20 protein-coding genes are annotated in these 16,352 nt (G+C 28.7%); 3 read left to right on the forward strand and 17 right to left on the reverse strand.

Features of this window, described 5'->3' with window-relative positions; genetic code table 11:
• Window positions 1-161: 161 nt before the first annotated feature.
• Window positions 162-962 (reverse strand): pyrroline-5-carboxylate reductase, encoded by an 801-nt coding sequence (gene proC, locus ACZJV1_RS18605; RefSeq protein ID WP_463651026.1) that lies wholly within the window; start codon window positions 960-962, stop codon window positions 162-164.
• Between the two features lie 130 nt (window positions 963-1,092).
• Between proC and ACZJV1_RS18610 the strand changes: the two genes are divergently transcribed.
• Window positions 1,093-1,419, forward strand: a complete 327-nt coding sequence (locus ACZJV1_RS18610; protein ID WP_460289104.1) for a hypothetical protein — start codon at window positions 1,093-1,095, stop codon at window positions 1,417-1,419.
• 43 nt (window positions 1,420-1,462) lie between these two features.
• Here the strand turns inward: ACZJV1_RS18610 and ACZJV1_RS18615 are convergent, their stop codons facing one another.
• The 11 genes from ACZJV1_RS18615 to ACZJV1_RS18665 all read right to left on the reverse strand — a co-directional run bounded on the left by ACZJV1_RS18615 (window position 1,463) and on the right by ACZJV1_RS18665 (window position 10,228).
• Window positions 1,463-2,800: a replicative DNA helicase gene (locus ACZJV1_RS18615; RefSeq protein WP_411169303.1), complete on the reverse strand. Its 1,338-nt coding sequence runs from the start codon at window positions 2,798-2,800 to the stop codon at window positions 1,463-1,465.
• Between the two features lie 99 nt (window positions 2,801-2,899).
• Window positions 2,900-4,792: a Lon family ATP-dependent protease gene (lonC, locus tag ACZJV1_RS18620; RefSeq protein ID WP_463651027.1), complete on the reverse strand. Its 1,893-nt coding sequence runs from the start codon at window positions 4,790-4,792 to the stop codon at window positions 2,900-2,902.
• 12 nt (window positions 4,793-4,804) lie between these two features.
• Complete coding sequence (rplI, locus tag ACZJV1_RS18625; RefSeq protein ID WP_411169305.1) at window positions 4,805-5,251, reverse strand: 50S ribosomal protein L9; 447 nt, start codon at window positions 5,249-5,251, stop codon at window positions 4,805-4,807.
• A gap of 1 nt (window position 5,252) precedes the next feature.
• Window positions 5,253-7,220, reverse strand: coding sequence for a DHH family phosphoesterase (locus ACZJV1_RS18630; protein ID WP_463651028.1), 1,968 nt, complete (start codon window positions 7,218-7,220; stop codon window positions 5,253-5,255).
• A gap of 4 nt (window positions 7,221-7,224) precedes the next feature.
• The gene (locus tag ACZJV1_RS18635; RefSeq protein WP_322545412.1) at window positions 7,225-7,542 is read right to left on the reverse strand and encodes a MazG-like family protein; all 318 of its coding nucleotides are present in this window, start codon (window positions 7,540-7,542) and stop codon (window positions 7,225-7,227) included.
• Between the two features lie 149 nt (window positions 7,543-7,691).
• Window positions 7,692-7,934, reverse strand: a complete 243-nt coding sequence (gene rpsR, locus ACZJV1_RS18640) for a 30S ribosomal protein S18 (RefSeq protein WP_322412549.1) — start codon at window positions 7,932-7,934, stop codon at window positions 7,692-7,694.
• A gap of 27 nt (window positions 7,935-7,961) precedes the next feature.
• Window positions 7,962-8,426 carry a single-stranded DNA-binding protein gene (locus ACZJV1_RS18645; RefSeq protein ID WP_322382190.1) on the reverse strand — a complete coding sequence of 155 codons (465 nt, stop codon included), beginning with the start codon at window positions 8,424-8,426 and terminating at the stop codon, window positions 7,962-7,964.
• Window positions 8,427-8,440: 14 nt separating this feature from the next.
• Window positions 8,441-8,728 (reverse strand): 30S ribosomal protein S6, encoded by a 288-nt coding sequence (gene rpsF / locus ACZJV1_RS18650; RefSeq protein WP_322458532.1) that lies wholly within the window; start codon window positions 8,726-8,728, stop codon window positions 8,441-8,443.
• A 108-nt stretch (window positions 8,729-8,836) separates the two neighbouring features.
• Window positions 8,837-9,022: a DUF951 domain-containing protein gene (locus tag ACZJV1_RS18655; protein WP_460289100.1), complete on the reverse strand. Its 186-nt coding sequence runs from the start codon at window positions 9,020-9,022 to the stop codon at window positions 8,837-8,839.
• 28 nt (window positions 9,023-9,050) lie between these two features.
• Complete coding sequence (locus ACZJV1_RS18660) at window positions 9,051-9,968, reverse strand: mechanosensitive ion channel family protein (RefSeq protein WP_463651029.1); 918 nt, start codon at window positions 9,966-9,968, stop codon at window positions 9,051-9,053.
• Between the two features lie 20 nt (window positions 9,969-9,988).
• A complete protein-coding gene (locus ACZJV1_RS18665) occupies window positions 9,989-10,228 on the reverse strand; it encodes a putative Se/S carrier protein (RefSeq protein ID WP_411169308.1) in 240 nt (79 codons plus the stop codon).
• A gap of 156 nt (window positions 10,229-10,384) precedes the next feature.
• Here ACZJV1_RS18665 and ACZJV1_RS18670 point away from each other — a divergent pair, with 156 nt between their 5' ends.
• A complete protein-coding gene (locus ACZJV1_RS18670) occupies window positions 10,385-11,539 on the forward strand; it encodes an aminotransferase class V-fold PLP-dependent enzyme (protein ID WP_463651030.1) in 1,155 nt (384 codons plus the stop codon).
• 58 nt (window positions 11,540-11,597) lie between these two features.
• The gene (gene yyaC, locus ACZJV1_RS18675; RefSeq protein WP_460289098.1) at window positions 11,598-12,206 is read left to right on the forward strand and encodes a spore protease YyaC; all 609 of its coding nucleotides are present in this window, start codon (window positions 11,598-11,600) and stop codon (window positions 12,204-12,206) included.
• 24 nt (window positions 12,207-12,230) lie between these two features.
• On the opposite strand, the gene ACZJV1_RS18680 is transcribed toward yyaC, so the two are convergent.
• From ACZJV1_RS18680 to rsmG, 5 genes are all read right to left on the reverse strand, one after another.
• Entirely contained in the window at window positions 12,231-12,731 is a 501-nt protein-coding gene (locus ACZJV1_RS18680; RefSeq protein WP_411169311.1) for a DUF4446 family protein, read from the reverse strand.
• Between the two features lie 98 nt (window positions 12,732-12,829).
• On the reverse strand, window positions 12,830-13,675 hold the full coding sequence (locus ACZJV1_RS18685; protein WP_463651031.1) for a ParB/RepB/Spo0J family partition protein: 846 nt from the start codon (window positions 13,673-13,675) through the stop codon (window positions 12,830-12,832).
• Window positions 13,676-13,689: 14 nt separating this feature from the next.
• Window positions 13,690-14,451, reverse strand: coding sequence for a ParA family protein (locus ACZJV1_RS18690; RefSeq protein WP_411169313.1), 762 nt, complete (start codon window positions 14,449-14,451; stop codon window positions 13,690-13,692).
• A 165-nt stretch (window positions 14,452-14,616) separates the two neighbouring features.
• The gene (gene noc / locus ACZJV1_RS18695) at window positions 14,617-15,393 is read right to left on the reverse strand and encodes a nucleoid occlusion protein (RefSeq protein WP_411169314.1); all 777 of its coding nucleotides are present in this window, start codon (window positions 15,391-15,393) and stop codon (window positions 14,617-14,619) included.
• A gap of 229 nt (window positions 15,394-15,622) precedes the next feature.
• Complete coding sequence (gene rsmG / locus ACZJV1_RS18700) at window positions 15,623-16,342, reverse strand: 16S rRNA (guanine(527)-N(7))-methyltransferase RsmG (protein ID WP_463651032.1); 720 nt, start codon at window positions 16,340-16,342, stop codon at window positions 15,623-15,625.
• Window positions 16,343-16,352: the final 10 nt, after the last annotated feature.

Genomic DNA, 16,352 nt, shown 5'->3' on the forward strand with positions numbered 1-16,352 from the left:
ATTTTATTGTATTTTATTTATATAATTCGTGTTAATATTTGTATAATTGTCTATCAATCTTTAGTTTCTATTAAAATGAATTTAATTATTCTACAAAAATAAATTTTCCGAAATATAATTTTTTATAATTAAAGGGAGTAATTCTAATTACTCCCTTTAACTCACATATTGTTATATTTTTCAGCACATACTTCCATAGCTTTTATTACTGAACTTCTAAATCCACTTTTCTCTAATTCCGCTACAGCTTCTATAGTTGTTCCTCCTGGTGAGCAAACCATATCCTTAAGTTCACCTGGATGTTTTCCTGTTTCTAATGCTAATTTTGCTGATCCTAATATACTTTGTTCAGCCATTTTATATGCCTTATTTCTTGGTATCCCAAGCTTTACAGCAGCATCAGCCATAGCTTCTATAAACATAAATATATAGGCTGGCGAAGATCCGCATAAAGCTGTAAATGCATCAAAATATTTTTCTTCTAAAATTTCATATTCCCCAAAATTTCCATAAAGATTGCATATATATTTAAGTTCTTCTTTTCTTAAATTTGAATTTGGACATATAGCAGACATTCCTTCACCTACTAATGCTGGAGTATTTGGCATAGTTTTTACAATTTTATAATCCTTATCTAAGAAATTTTCTATATCTGATATACTTATTCCTGCTGCTATAGATATTATGATAACATCATCCTTTAGAAAGTTTTTAATTTCTTCTATGACTTGCTTATACATATTTGGCTTTACAGCTAAAAATAATATTTCTGACTCTTTTGCTACTTCTATATTACTAAGGGTACATTTTACTTCAAACTCCTTTAATATTTTATCCCTAGATTCTTCACTTCTTGTTGAAATAATTATATCTTTACTGCTTATCTCGTTTGAACTTAAAAGCCCTTTAAGCATTGCTTTTCCCATGTTTCCGCAGCCTATAAATCCTATTTTTTTATTCAATATATTCACCTTCTTATTAAAATCATTGTTAATAATTTTCTTAATTAATTATTATTTATAAAATCCCCCATTATACTCATAGAATAGCTTTATATTATAGTTACAAACTATTTGTAAGGAGGGATTAGTTATGAAAGATAATTTATTGCTTATTGATCTAGAAAGTAAAATAGATAACTTATTAAACTTTAATCCTTTAGAGGAAAATGTAAAACCTATTATTAAATTAGTCAATAAAGATAAGTTTTATGATATCTATATTTATCTTAGAGATTTAACTAAGGAAGAAATTTTAATAAAATATGTAAATAATTTTCTTATATTAAATCTCTCCTTAAAAAATAAAAATAATAAAGTAAATTTAAAAAGAGTATTCTATTTGAAAAATGTAGATATAGACAAAATTAAAAACATCGTTTGCGCTAATTTAATTTACTTTAAAATTCCAAAAATTTAAAATTAAATTTATAAAATAAAGCTATGCATTTGCATAGCTTTATTTAGTCTTTATAAACTAACTCTAAATTAGCAAACTTACTATGAGCACCTATCCATGCCATCTTAACAGTTCCTACTGGACCATTTCTCTGTTTTGCTATAATACATTCTCCTATATTTTTTTCTTCTGTTTCTTTATTATAGTATTCATCTCTATATAAGAACATAACAACGTCAGCATCCTGCTCTATTGACCCTGATTCTCTTAAATCCGAAAGCATCGGTCTATGGTCAGCTCTTTGTTCAGGAGCACGTGATAACTGTGATAGGGCTATTACAGGACATTCCATCTCTTTAGCTAATGCTTTTATAGACCTAGATATTTCTGAAACTTCTTGTTGCCTACTTTCACTTCCTGAACTACCGCTCATAAGCTGTAGATAGTCTATAAGTATCATATCTATGCCATGTTCCATTTTTATTTTTCTACACTTAGATCTCATTTCCATTACACTTAGACCTGCAGTATCATCAATGTATATCTTTGCTTTAGATAAAGGTCCTGTTGCTCTAGCTATTCTCTCCCAATCCTCATCATCTAAATTACCTGTTCTAAGCTTTAGCATATCTACATTAGCCTCTGAACAAAGCAATTTGTAAGCTAACTGCTCCTTAGACATTTCCAGAGAAAATACAACTACACTTTTTCCTTCCCTTAATGCAGCATTTTCAGCTATATTTAGTGAAAATGTAGTTTTCCCCATAGAAGGTCTAGCTGCAATAAGAACCATATCCCCCTTCTGAAAACCTGATGTTTTAGCATCTAAGTCTCTTATTCCTGATCCAACTCCAGTTATAGATCCTTTATTATTAAATAGCCTTTCAATCTCTAAGAATCCTCTTTCTAATACATTTGATAGAGGTTCATAATCATTTGATCCTTGCTTTTCTGCTAAATCAAAAATCTTTTTTTGAGCAGAATCTAGCACATCATCTACTTTATCTTGTTTGTTATAGCTTTCTTCTATAATTGCTGTAGATGATTTTATTAGTTTTCTTAGTAATGATTTGTCTGCTACTATTTTTATATAGGCTTCGAGATTTGCTGTAGTAATTACAGATGAACTTATTTCTGATATGTATGTAACTCCGCCGGCCTTATCTAACTTATCCGTTGATTTTAAGTATTCTAATAAGGTTACTAGGTCAACAGCCATATCTTGCGAAAACATTTCTCTAATAGCTTTAAATATAACCTTATGCCCATCTCTATAGAAGTCATCTTCATTTAATTTTTCTAATGATTTTGCAATAGCACTTTTATCTATTATCATAGATCCTATTACTGATTGCTCTGCCTCTAAACTTTGAGGTAAACTTCTCATTATTGGTGCTTCCATATGTAACCTCCTTCCTCTTCATAATAATATATTATATCAAACTTTTAGATTATATAAAATAAAATTAAGCTTCCAATAAAGGAAGCTTAATTAATTAGTTTATTTTTCAAATACTATATCCATTAATTCTTCTATATTACTTATAGCTTTAACTTCTATATCATTTAATTCTAATGGTATTTCCTTTTCATTAGCCTTAGGAATTACTACTAGTTTTATACCTTTTCTTCTTGCTCCATATATCTTTTCAAATATTCCACCTACCGGCTTTATATTTCCTTTCAAAGATATTTCTCCTGTTATTGCTATATCCTGTCTTATAGGTCTTTCTAATAATGCACTTATTATTGAAATAGTAATAGCAGCACCAGCTGATGGTCCGTCTATTCTACCACCACCAACAACATTTACATGTATATCGTAATCTTTTATATCCTTATCAGTTATTCTTCTAATAACTGATGCAGCATTGAAAACTGAATCCTTTGCCATAGATCCCGCTGTATCATTAAACTTCACAGTACCCATTCCTGGCTTTTTAGATTCAAATACAACTGATTCTATTTCTAATGTTGATCCTATAAAGCCACTAACTCCTAATCCATACGTATGGCCTATTTCAGATTTATCTATATCCTCTATTATTTCATACGGTACATATCTTCCTATAGAAATAACCTCTTCTACATCTTTAAGTGTAATTGTATTATTTTTATTTTCTTTTGAATTATATAATGAATAGCCATATGCATCAGCTAATATATTAACTGCTTTTCTTCCTTCTATAGTATATCTACTAATAAACTCAGCTATTCCATCTTCTAATTCAACATTTAATTTCTTAGCTGCGTTTTCTATTATGCCTTTAATATCTTTCGCTGACAATGGTTCAAAGTAAACCTCAGTACATCTTGATCTTAGTGCTGGATTTATTTTACCAGGTTCCCTTGTAGTTGCACCAATTAGAACAAAATCGGCTGGTGCTCCTTTTTCAAAAAGATATTTTATATATTGAGGTGTATTTTCATCATCTGGATCATAGTAAGATGATGAATATTCAACTCTTTTATCTTCTAAAACTTTTAATAGTTTATTTTGAAGTATTTCGTCTAACTCACCAATTTCATCTATAAATAGAACTCCTCCATGAGCTTCTGTTACTAATCCTGTTTTTGGCTCAGGAACACCAATCTCAGCTAAATCTTTTTTACTACCTTGATATATAGGGTCATGAACCGATCCTAATAATGGGTTCGTTATTTCTCTTGGATCCCATCTTAATGTAGTTCCATCAACTTCAACAAATTCTGAATCATTATCAAATGGTGTAAAATTTAACTTTTTAGCTTCTTCTAACGCTAATCTAGCTGCTGAAGTCTTACCAACTCCAGGTGGTCCATATAAAATTATATGTTGTGGATATGGTGATGACATTTTTGATATTAGAGATTTTATAGCTCTTTCCTGCCCAACTATTTCTTCAAAGTTTTCTGGTCTTAAAAGACTCATTACGTTTTTATTAATCTTCTTTGAATCTAACTCTTCTAATCTTTCTAGCTTCTTAGTAGTTTTAGCACTTTCAGGCCCCTTTTGTTTTTTTATTATAGATAATTTAATATCATCCATAAATTTGTCTTGTCTTTCTTGAAGTGCCTTTTCAACTTGGGTTTCAACCTTGTTTTGAACATACTTTCTCGCTATATTTTCTGATATATAATAAATTGTATCTTCTAATACACCTCTTAATTCACTCTCACTTGGAACAGCCTTTATTCCTTTTCCATCTGAAGCTATTACATTAAGAGCATATACTCTTTCACATATATTAGGAGAATTTGCATACTTTTGAAGCTTAAACCTAACCGTTCTTGCTCTTACTGCACCCTCATCTAATACATTCTTTAATATTTGATTTATAACATTTACTTGTGCATCTAAAGATAATTCACTATCTAATATACTTTCTATATTTGTTTCGTCATAAGTCTTCAAACTTAGTCCTCCTTATGATTGCGGTACAATTATTAACTTCATCTTAGTTGATACTTCTGGATATAGTTTTATTTCTATATCATAACCACCTGCAACCTTTATTGTATCCATAACTATTTTTTTCTTATCTATTGATAAATTAAATTGCTTATTTATTAATTCTGCTACATCTTTACTTGTTATTGCTCCAAATAATCTTCCACTTTCACCACTTTTAGCTTCAATTTTAACTTCTTTTCCTTTTAACTCTGAAGCTAACTTTTGTGCGGCTTCTATCTCAGCTAACTTTTTCTTTCTTTCATTTTCCTTTTTAGTATTTAATATGTGCATATTATTATTATTTGCTTCTTCTGCTAATTTCCTTGGAAATAAGAAATTTCTTGCATATCCATCTGATATCTCTAAAACATCGCCTTTTTTTCCTAACTTTTTAACATCTTGTAATAAAATTACTTTCATGTTATTCACCCACCTTTAAATGTTTTTCTATTGATTTTTTAAGTATTTTTATAGCATTATCTATTGATATATTGTTTAATTGCGCTCCTGCCATATTCATATGACCACCGCCACCCATAGATTCTAATATTACCTGTACATTGGCCTCTCCAATAGATCTTCCACTTATAATTATATCTCCATTTATTTCTGCTAATACAAAGCATACATTTATGCCCGATATATTTAAAAGCTCATCTGCTGCCCTAGCTGCCATAAATCCCTTTTTCATTCTTTTAGGTGCAACTGCAATGGCTAATCCATTAGTTACTTCTGCTGACCTTATAGTATCTGCTATTATTAAGTAATCATCAAGATCATCCATAAACATCTTTTTAACTTCAATTGTATCTGCTCCCAATCCTCTTAAGAATGATGCAGCATCAAATGTTCTGACACCAGCTTTAGTTGAAAAACCTTTTGTATCCATAAATATTCCAGCTAGTAACCCTTCTGCTTCTAATCTTGATAAATTAGGCTTTTGAACCATATATTGAATTAATTCTGTTGCCATCTCAGATGTAGAAGATGCATATACTTCTATATAATTTAATATTGAACCTTCTACTATGTCCGGACTTCTTCTATGATGATCTACTATTATTTTCCTTTGAGCCTTCTCTACTATATCTAAATCTAGCATATAACCCTTATTATGGACATCAACTATTATTAGAAGTGTCTTTTCATTAATTTGTTCATAAGCTTCCTCTGGTGAAATAAACAATTTATCATATTTTGAATCTTTCTTTAATTTAGATATAAAATAATCGATTGCTGTTGTTTCATTACCTAATATAATATTACATGGTTTACCTAGTTGTTTTACAACAGAAGATAGACCGACTGATGACCCAAAACAATCCATATCAGGGTTTTTATGTCCTATAATAAAAACATTGCTACTTTCATATATTAATTCTTTTAATGCATGTGCTATAACTCTTGCTCTTACTCTAGTTCTTTTTTCTATTTCCCTTGTATTACCACCAAAGAATTTTATTTTCTCATTACTCTTAATAACAACTTGGTCTCCACCTCTACCTAAGGCTAGCTCTTTTGCTGTTACTGCAAAATTATTATTTTCAAGAGGACAAGTGCCCCCTCTTCCAATTCCTATACTTAAAGTAACTTCAAATTTATTTCCTCTATCAATATTAGATATCTCATCTAATATACTAAACTTATTATTTATTTCTTCATCTATGTACTTATCTTGTACTGAGAGTACATATTTATTAGAATCATATTTTGTTATCATAGCTTTAAGTCTTTGTGCATATAGGTTTATTGTTTTTTCAATTTCTGCAACTAACATAGGTCTATCGCTATCTATTGTAGTTTCTAAGGATTCTGAAAGATTATCCACCTCTATAAGCATTATACTCTCTTTAGTATTATCTATATTTTTCAAATTGCTTATATCGTTAAAATAAACTATATATAAATCTTCATTTATATCATAATTTTCTATTTTACTTGCATAAACCTTATATAAATAATCTACTATTTTTATTTTTTGATGTAAATCTTTATCACAGGTTAGTAGTCTAGATAAATTTAATCCTCTTGCTATGCTTACTACATTTAATCCTATAGGATCCTCATTTGGTATAAACTTTTCAAATTCTTTATTACACCAAAAAATTTCTCCTGATTCTTTTATTAAAGCAACTGGAAATATCAAATTTAGTATATTACTACTTATATCTCTATTTATATTTTCCTTTATTTCTTCGATATGATCTTCATTTTTTCCCTTAATCATATACTCACTTATATTGAATATAATAAATATAAGAAGTAATATGGTTCCTAAAATAGTACTTTTTATATAATAAAATCCTATACAAGCTCCTACAAACATCAGTGGTGTAATTATAGCCATAATAGTTTTAAGCCTTTTTTTAATTAAATCATTCCATATCATAAGATTAATGGTGCTCCTTTAAATATAATTGAAGTTTACTTAAACTCTTACCATCTTTTTCATATTCATGACCTTCTGCTATACCAACTTGTAACTTTTTCTTCATGTCATCATCTACATCTTGGCATGAATAACCTAGTTTTTGAGCTAATACATATAATACAAGTATAGCACCCGATATGCAATTTAGAATTGCATCCTGAGCTACATTACTTCCCTTAGTAAGTAAATGATAGAACTCTCCTATTATGCATAATAAATTTGCCTTTAACTTTTCTATCATTTTTATATTAGCCATTATATTTAAATCATCCCTCTTCACAATGCTCACCCCTATACTAAACCCTTGTATATATATTTTAATTATAATTTGCCCTTAATGCAACAAATTATCAGCCCAATTACAATATTTGTAAAACTTTTCTATATGAATATAACAAAAAACCCCTGATATGTCAGGGGTTTATTATATTACTCAGTTGTGAATGGTAATAATGCTATATTTCTTGATCTCTTTATAGCACTTGTTAATTCTCTTTGGTGCTTAGCGCAAGTTCCAGAAATTCTTCTTGGTAATATCTTACCTCTTTCTGTAACGAACTTTCTTAGCTTAGTAATATCTTTGTAATCTATTGCTTCAGCCTTTTCTACGCAAAAAGCACATACTTTTCTCTTAGATCTTCTCATTTTTCCAGATCTTTTCATATCTCTCATGCTAATTTCCTCCTTCTTAATAGACTATTAGAAAGGCATATCTCCGTCATCTACAGGAGTCATGTCTTCCTCAAAATTCATTCCACCAAAGTTACCTGATGGATTGGAATAATCAGAACCCGTATTTGAAGAGCCATATCCATTATTATTAAATGAACCTTGATCTCTTCCAGCACCACCATTGTTACTTGATCCAATGAACTCAAAAGAATCTACAACTACATCAGTAGTGTATCTCTTAGTTCCATCCTTAGCATCATAACTTCCAGTTCTAATGCTTCCAGTAACAGCTAGTTGTCTGCCTTTTGTAAGATATTGTGCTATTGTTTCACCAGTTTTACCAAAAGCAATGCAGTTGATAAAATCAGTTTCATCCTTCTTGAAAGGTCTTGTTACTGCTAAAGAAAATCTTGTTACAGCAGTTCCACTACCAGCAGCAAAATTTAGCTCTGGATCTTTTGTTAGTCTTCCAATAAGTATTACCTTATTCATGACAATATCACCTCTTACGCTTCTTGTTTAACTATGATGTGTCTTAAAACACCATCAGTAATTCTGAATACTCTGTCTAATTCTTTAGGTAGTTCTGAATCAGCATTAAAGTTGATTAATGTATAGAAACCTTCGTTAACTTTTGAAATTTCGTAAGCAAGCTTTCTTCTACCCCAAACGTCAACATTTTCTATAGTTCCTCCACCGTTTTCTATTACACCCTTAAACTTTTCGATAGCAGCTTTACAAGCTTCTTCGTCTAATGATGGGTGTAGTATGAATATAGTTTCGTACTTTCTCATCATTTTCACCTCCTCCCCTCGGACCTTGGCTGTGCTTTGCACAGCAGGGATTACAATTAAATATTGTAGCATTATTCATTTTTTTTTGCAAGTTTTAAATTTAAATTACTACAAATTAACTATTTTTTTTGCTTCTTTTTGAAATTTACTTCTTGGTAACATTATTATTCTTCCACAACCTGTACATTTTATCTTAATATCTGCTCCAAGTCTTATTACTTCAAATTCTTTACTTCCACAAGGATGCTGCTTTTTCATTTCTACTAGATCCCCTAAATCAAAAGTCTCTATCATTTCAAACCTCCAACCATTTAAATTAAAGCTAAATATATTTATTATCATTTATATTATTTACTATTTGAGTCTTAGGATACGGTATTTCTACCCCTTCTTCATCTAATGCTTTCTTTATATCTTTTCTTAATTCTCTCTCCATTTTCCATTGAGATAATGGTTTTGCTTTTCCTACTACTCTTATTGTAACACTTGAAGCATTTAAAGAAGTTACTCCTAGTACTTCAATATCATCTGTAACTTCATCTTTATTTTTCTTCTTAAACTTCTTACATGTATCTTCTATTAATTTTATTGCATTATCTACATCTTCTTCATATGCAATTTCAATATCCACCATAAATCTCATATTTCCTCTTGAATGATTAGTTGCTTCTAATATAATTCCATTAGGTAAAATATGAGTATCTCCACTAAAATCTCTTAAAACAGTAGATCTAATTCCTATGTTTTCAACTATACCACTATGCTTTCCTATTGTTACATGGTCCCCGACCCCATATTGATCTTCAAACAGTATGAAAAACCCATTAATTATATCTTTTACCAAACTTTGAGCTCCTATACCAACTACAAATCCTACTGCACTTAATACAGCAGCTGATACTTTAAATGTACTACCAATTATTATTGCCCCACTTGAAAAATACACTGCATATTTTAATGAGCTTTTTAAAATTGCACCAACAGTAATAGCCTTTTGACTATTCATAGAAAAACTTAATTTGCTTTTGATTTGTTTTTGCACAAACTTATCAATTATTTTATTACCGATTTTTATAGTTAAGTACATAACAACAATCAGCAATATAAGCCTTATACCTTTGTTTAATATAAACTCTAAGGTGTTTATTGAAGTTTCCCACGCAGCCTCCCAATCTACATTTAAAGTTAATTTTCCATTTTTATCTATTACCGGGCTAACGAAAGTCATGAAATTTTGCATAATTCACCTCTAAAAAAATATTAAATAATTTCTTGAAATTCATTTTTATCTTTCTCGTATATATTTTTATATCTTATAATATCTCTTGATATAATATTATCTATGTATGTTTTTTCCTCAATTCTAACACAAATACCACAACTTTGAGTTATTGCAGTAGGTGTTGGCATCATTTTAAAAATAATATTTTCATCCTTCAATATCTTTTCTGCGCTCATAGCATCAAGAGTATTTTTAAAAACTATAATATAATATTTCATAGTGTCCTCCTATTTTGTAAGTTTTAATTCCTTTAATTATATTATATATATTTTTATATTTAAATAGTATTATATTTATAATGTAATTTAATACTTTGTAAATACTATTAAAGTATTTTATAATTTAGTTATAACTACATATAAAAGGAGTAAATTATGACTATATATTTAGACAACGCAAGCACAACATTTCCTAAACCTAAGAATGTTGCTGACTCTATATATAATTTCCTTACAAATATTGGAGGTAATCCAGGCAGATCAAATCATGATAATGCGCTTCAAACTAATCGGCTTCTATTTGATGCTAGAAGCATAATTGCTGATTTTTTTAAATTCGATTCTATAGAAAATGTTATTTTTACTAATAACATTACTACATCATTAAATATACTAATTAATGGCTCACTTTCTTTAGGTGACCATGTTATATCCTCTTCAATGGAACATAATTCAGTTTTAAGACCATTATATAACTTAAAAGAAAATGGATTTATAGATCTAGATATAGTTAATGCTAATAAATTCGGTTTTATTTCTCCTGTTGACATAAAAAAACTTATAAGACCTGATACTAAAATGATTGTTTTAAATCAGGCTTCTAATGTAGTCGGTAGTATTCAGCCTATAAAGGACATTGGTGCTATTTGTAAAAATAATGATATCTTATTTGTATTAGATACGGCTCAAGGGGCTGGTGTCTTAGATATAAATTTTAAAGATTTTAATTTAAATGCTTTAGCTTTCACAGGTCATAAAAGCTTATTTGGACCTCAGGGCATTGGTGGTTTTATAATTGATGATAAGCTTAACAACATATGTAAACCTTACACTTTAGGTGGAACAGGAAGCTTATCTCACTCATTATTTCAACCGGATTTCTTACCTGATAAGTTTGAATCTGGAACCCTTAATATGCCTGGAATAGTTGGCTTAACTGAGGGAATTAAGTTTATAAATGATGAAGGTATAAATACTATATATGAAAAAAATAGATTCTTAAGAAAATACTTGCTTAATGAACTTATTAATATGAATAATATCATTGTTTATGAGGATATATATAGTGATAACTACACTTCTTGTATTTCATTTAATATTAAGGATATGGATACAGCAGAACTTTCTTTCACACTTGACAATGACTTTGGTATTAAAAATAGATCTGGATTACACTGTTCACCACTCGCACACAAAACTATAGGAAGTTTTCCATCGGGTACAGTAAGATTAAGTCTTAGCTACTTTAATACGAAATCTGAAATAGACTATACTATAAACTCTATAAATAAAATAAATAAAGCTAAATAGCTTTTTATGAATATCAACCTTCCTTATTGTCAATAATTTCAATGAGGGAGGTTTTATTATGAATAAAAATTTTTCAATTGATTCATTATCTTCTAATGCTTATTTAGAAGTTAGAGATTATTTATATAAAAATTTAAAAAATGTACTTGCTGATAATAGGGATATAATATTTGTTTGTATTGGTACAGATAGATGTACTGGGGATTCATTAGGTCCACTAATTGGATATAAATTAAAATTTATTTCTAATAATAAAATCCATATTTACGGCTCTCTAGAAAGCCCCGTCCACTCTAAGAATATTAATGACATTATCAATAAGATAAATTGTAATTTTGATAATCCATATATAGTAGCAATCGACTCTTGTTTAGGGAAAATTAGTAATATAGGTAAAGTTTTTATAAATAAAGAACCCATTCGCCCAGGCTTAGCTGTAAATAAAGACTTACCACCTATAGGTGATTTAAGTATAACTGGAATTGTTAACATTGGAGGAAATTTTGAATTTATAGTTTTACAAAATACTAGATTATATACAGTAATGGCTTTAGCTGACTGTATATCTAAAGGAATATACCACTTTATATTAAAAGTATCTAAAGAATTTAAATATCTTAATAAATCATCAAAGGTAAATTACCTACAAAAAAATGAGAGCTTTTAAACTCTCATTTTTTGTTTTAATATATTATTTCTTATTAATAGCTTCATTTAATACATATGTTTCTTCTTCTGATAGTTCATACCTTGAAATTCCTTTATCTACAGGTTTTGCATAGGTAGTACTATCTTGTCTAGAGTAAATTCCAGTTAATAAAATTCCATCATTATGTGAATCTAATATTGCTATTGAAAAACTTAAATCACTTCCGACATCAGGGAATGCCTTATATCTCATTATAGCTATTTTATTTACGCAACCCTTCATTTCCTCTTTTATTACTTCGCATTTGTTAAGAGCTTCTTGAGACTTCTCAATAGATGCATCTATTTCTTCTAATTTTGAATTTATAAGTTCTTCTAAATTTTTATTATTAGAACCTCTCATAATTCTTCTATACTTTTTTTCAAGTTTATTTATAGATCTTACTAATGAAATTACTATTATAAAAAGTAATAACATTATAATTAATAGTCCAATAACAATAAATGATGAATAGTCATTTATCATACTTATAATGTTCTCCAAATTAAATGCTCCTCTCTAGAATTCATAATAAAGTACAATTTAATGTTTCACGTGAAACATCCAATTTAATTAACTTACAAATGTTTCACGTGAAACATCTATAAATTAATTATTTCTAGTATCCTTTGTAAATCTTCATTTGAATAATATTCTATTTCTATTTTTCCCTTGTTATTTTTATTACTTATGTTAACCTTGGTTCCAAAGTAATTCTGCAATCTCTCAGTTACATCTTTATAATATGGATTCATGTCTCTAGTTTTTTCTTTTTCTTTTTTCTCAATATTTAAATTCTTTACTAATCTTTCTAACTCTCTAACTGAAAGTTTTTCATCTATTACCTTTTGTGCAACTTCACATTGAACTCTAGCATCTTCTATTGACAATAATACTCTTCCATGACCTTCTGATATAACTTCATCTATTAAATATTGTTTAACTGTTTCACAAAGATTAGTTAATCTTATAGTATTACTTATAGCAACTCTAGATTTACCTACTCTTTTACTAAGTTCTTCTTGAGTTAAGTTAAAATCACTTAATAGTTTTTTGTAAGCCATTGCCTCTTCTATAGGGTTTAAGTCTTGTCTTTGAATATTTTCTATTAATGATACTTCTAATACATCTTTTTCCGTTAAATTCATTACTATTGCTGGAACTTCCTTTAATCCTAGTAACTTTGCCGCTCTCCATCTTCTTTCTCCAGCAATTATCATGTAATAATTATCTTGTTTATTTAATATTATTGGTTGTATTACTCCATGTTCTTTTATTGATTGCGATAATTCAGCTATCTTTTCATCATCAAAAGATTTCCTTGGTTGATCATTATTACTTTTAATTAAATTTATTGATATAACAGATGGCTTATTATTTTCTTTAGTTGTAACATCGTTAGGTATTAGTGCACCTAACCCCTTACCTAAAGCTGATTTTTTATTCATATTTAATCACCTACTTATTGCCTACTTAAAAATTCTTTTGTTAAAGACTTATAAGATTCTGCACCCTTACATTTTTCATCATATAGCATTATTGGCAACCCAAAGCTTGGTGCTTCTGCTAGCCTTATATTTCTTGATATTGCTGTTTCATAAACCTTATCATTAAAGAAATTCTTAACTTCATTAAAAACTTCATTACTTAAATTTGTTCTATAATCATACATAGTCATTACAACACCTTCAATTTCCAAATCCTTATTTAAAGATTTTCTCACTAATTGAACAGTATTAATAAGCTGACCTACTCCCTCAAGCGCATAAAATTCGCATTGAATTGGTATTAAAACTGATTCAACTGATGTTAATGCATTTATTGTCAAAACCCCTAACGATGGTGGACAATCTATAAAAATAAAATCATACTCATCTTCAATTTCTTTTATTTTATTAGTTAAAATTAATTCCCTATTTTCTTTTCCTATAATTTCTACCTCTGCTCCTGCTAATTCCATGGTTGATGGTGCTATAAACAGGTTTTGTACTAACTCACTTTTCAAAATCACTTCTCTTAATGAGGCATCTGAGGTTAATACATCATACATTGATAATTCTAAATTTCTTTTATCTAAGCCTAACCCACTTGTTGTATTTCCTTGGGGATCTATATCTATTGTTAGTACCTTATAACCCTCCATAGCTAGATATGCGCATAAATTTATATTTGTGGTAGTTTTCCCAACCCCACCCTTTTGATTGAATATGCAAACCTTCTTCATATAAAAGCTCTACTTTAGAGCTTCACCCCCCTTCTTATAATAATATTATATATAGTTTTCCTTAATATTAAAAGATTAACATAATAAAAAGTAGTTAAATTAACTATTTTATTTTTCAAAAAAATAAGTATACTCTTAATAAATTTAAGAATATACTTATTTTCATTATTTCTTAGGTATAGATACCGTTATTTGTATAAATTCTTCCTCATCTTTAAATTTATACTCAGCTGGTATATTAAATTTATCAAATACTTGCTTAATAGTATTTACATATAGTTTTGCTGGAAAAACACTTTTTATTTTTTTCTTTTCTTTATTATTTAACTCTTCTCCAGCTAGTTTTAATAATTCTTTATTAACAGCTTCCTCAGTGGCCTTAACGTTAAGTGAATTTTTAACAACCTTTTCTATAACTATTAACTGCAAATCTTCGTTAGGTAAAGATAGTAACGCTCTAGCATGTCTTTCTGTTAGTTTGTTCTTTATACAAGACTCTCTAACTTCTGAACTAAGCTTTAGTAATCTGAGTTTATTAGCTATAGTTGATTGTTTTTTGCCCATTCTCTTAGCCAATTCATCTTGAGTAAATTTATGATCATTTATAAGATTATAATAAGCCTCTGCTTCTTCAATAAAATTTAAATCCTCTCTTTGTAAATTCTCTAACAAAGCAATTTCTGCAGATTGTGTATCTGTAATCTCAATAATATTGCATGGTACACTTTCTAGCTCTGCCATTCTAGCAGCTCTCCATCTTCTTTCACCTGCTACTAACTCGAAATTTTCTCCTCTTCTTCTAACAGTAATAGGTTGTATTATTCCATGCTCTCTTATAGATTGAGATAACTCCTCTAATGCTTCTTCGTTAAAAAATCTTCTCGGCTGATAAGTATTTGGAAATATCTTATCTACACTAATATTATTAATTTCTCTATTCATATGCACCCAACCATCCCCTATTATTATAAGTTACCATTTATTCAATTAAATTACTTTTATTCAATAAATTAAAAATTCTATTTTCTTCTCTAATTTCCTTCTTTTTATTCCTTAATATTATAAGACAAATTTATTTATTAAAACTTAATTATTTACAAATGAATTTATATACTTTTCAAAAAATTTATTAATCGACTTTTTTTATTAATATATATTGTAGAATATGATTTTATTTAATAGGTTTTTTGTTTACTGTTCCTGCTTTTCTAGGATATACCTTAGGGCATTTACTTATCTTTTTAACTTCAACTATATTATGTTTTAAGTCAGACTCTTCAATATTAACTTCTACTATACCATTTAGTTCTCCACCTAAAACAGCTATAGCTTTTTGGGCCTCCTTAAGTTCTTCTTCTATAGCAGGTCCTTTTAAAGCAACAAAGTGGCCATCTATTTTTACATAAGGCATACAAAGCTCTGACAATACTGCCATATTAGCTACAGCTCTTGATGTAGCTACATCAAAGTTCTCTCTTAATTCTGGTTTTCTTGATCCATCTTCTGCCCTAGAATGAATTGTAGTTACATTCTTTAACTCTAAATTGTTTATAACTGTATTTAAAAAGTTAATTCTTTTATTTAATGAATCTAATAATGTTACTTGTACATTAGGATTCATTATTGCTATAGGAAGCCCAGGAAACCCTGCTCCTGTTCCTACATCTATTATAGTCTTGGCATTTTTGATTGCTTCTGACTTAAAAGCTTTAATACAATCTATAAAATGTTTTTTAATTACTTCTTCATCCTGTGTTATTGCCGTAAGATTTATCTTTTCATTCCACTCTTGAAGTAATTTCATATAACTTATGAACTGATTATACTGATGTTCTGATAATTCTAATCCAACTTCTAAAGAAGCTTCTTTCATTAATTGAAAATATTCCATAATTTCCTCC

The organism is Clostridium sp. LS3 (genome assembly GCF_055330225.1).

What these genes read in the sequence shown, in the direction of transcription:
- ACZJV1_RS18610 (WP_460289104.1), top strand. Translation starts at nt 1,093, where the DNA reads ATGAAAGATAATTTATTGCTTATTGATCTAGAAAGTAAAATAGATAAC.
- ACZJV1_RS18615 (WP_411169303.1), bottom strand. Translation starts at nt 2,800, where the DNA reads ATGGAAGCACCAATAATGAGAAGTTTACCTCAAAGTTTAGAGGCAGAG.
- rplI (WP_411169305.1), bottom strand. Translation starts at nt 5,251, where the DNA reads ATGAAAGTAATTTTATTACAAGATGTTAAAAAGTTAGGAAAAAAAGGC.
- ACZJV1_RS18630 (WP_463651028.1), bottom strand. Translation starts at nt 7,220, where the DNA reads ATGATATGGAATGATTTAATTAAAAAAAGGCTTAAAACTATTATGGCT.
- rpsR (WP_322412549.1), bottom strand. Translation starts at nt 7,934, where the DNA reads ATGAGAGATATGAAAAGATCTGGAAAAATGAGAAGATCTAAGAGAAAA.
- ACZJV1_RS18645 (WP_322382190.1), bottom strand. Translation starts at nt 8,426, where the DNA reads ATGAATAAGGTAATACTTATTGGAAGACTAACAAAAGATCCAGAGCTA.
- rpsF (WP_322458532.1), bottom strand. Translation starts at nt 8,728, where the DNA reads ATGAGAAAGTACGAAACTATATTCATACTACACCCATCATTAGACGAA.
- ACZJV1_RS18655 (WP_460289100.1), bottom strand. Translation starts at nt 9,022, where the DNA reads ATGATAGAGACTTTTGATTTAGGGGATCTAGTAGAAATGAAAAAGCAG.
- ACZJV1_RS18660 (WP_463651029.1), bottom strand. Translation starts at nt 9,968, where the DNA reads ATGCAAAATTTCATGACTTTCGTTAGCCCGGTAATAGATAAAAATGGA.
- ACZJV1_RS18665 (WP_411169308.1), bottom strand. Translation starts at nt 10,228, where the DNA reads ATGAAATATTATATTATAGTTTTTAAAAATACTCTTGATGCTATGAGC.
- ACZJV1_RS18670 (WP_463651030.1), top strand. Translation starts at nt 10,385, where the DNA reads ATGACTATATATTTAGACAACGCAAGCACAACATTTCCTAAACCTAAG.
- yyaC (WP_460289098.1), top strand. Translation starts at nt 11,598, where the DNA reads ATGAATAAAAATTTTTCAATTGATTCATTATCTTCTAATGCTTATTTA.
- ACZJV1_RS18685 (WP_463651031.1), bottom strand. Translation starts at nt 13,675, where the DNA reads ATGAATAAAAAATCAGCTTTAGGTAAGGGGTTAGGTGCACTAATACCT.
- ACZJV1_RS18690 (WP_411169313.1), bottom strand. Translation starts at nt 14,451, where the DNA reads ATGAAGAAGGTTTGCATATTCAATCAAAAGGGTGGGGTTGGGAAAACT.
- noc (WP_411169314.1), bottom strand. Translation starts at nt 15,393, where the DNA reads ATGAATAGAGAAATTAATAATATTAGTGTAGATAAGATATTTCCAAAT.
- rsmG (WP_463651032.1), bottom strand. Translation starts at nt 16,342, where the DNA reads ATGGAATATTTTCAATTAATGAAAGAAGCTTCTTTAGAAGTTGGATTA.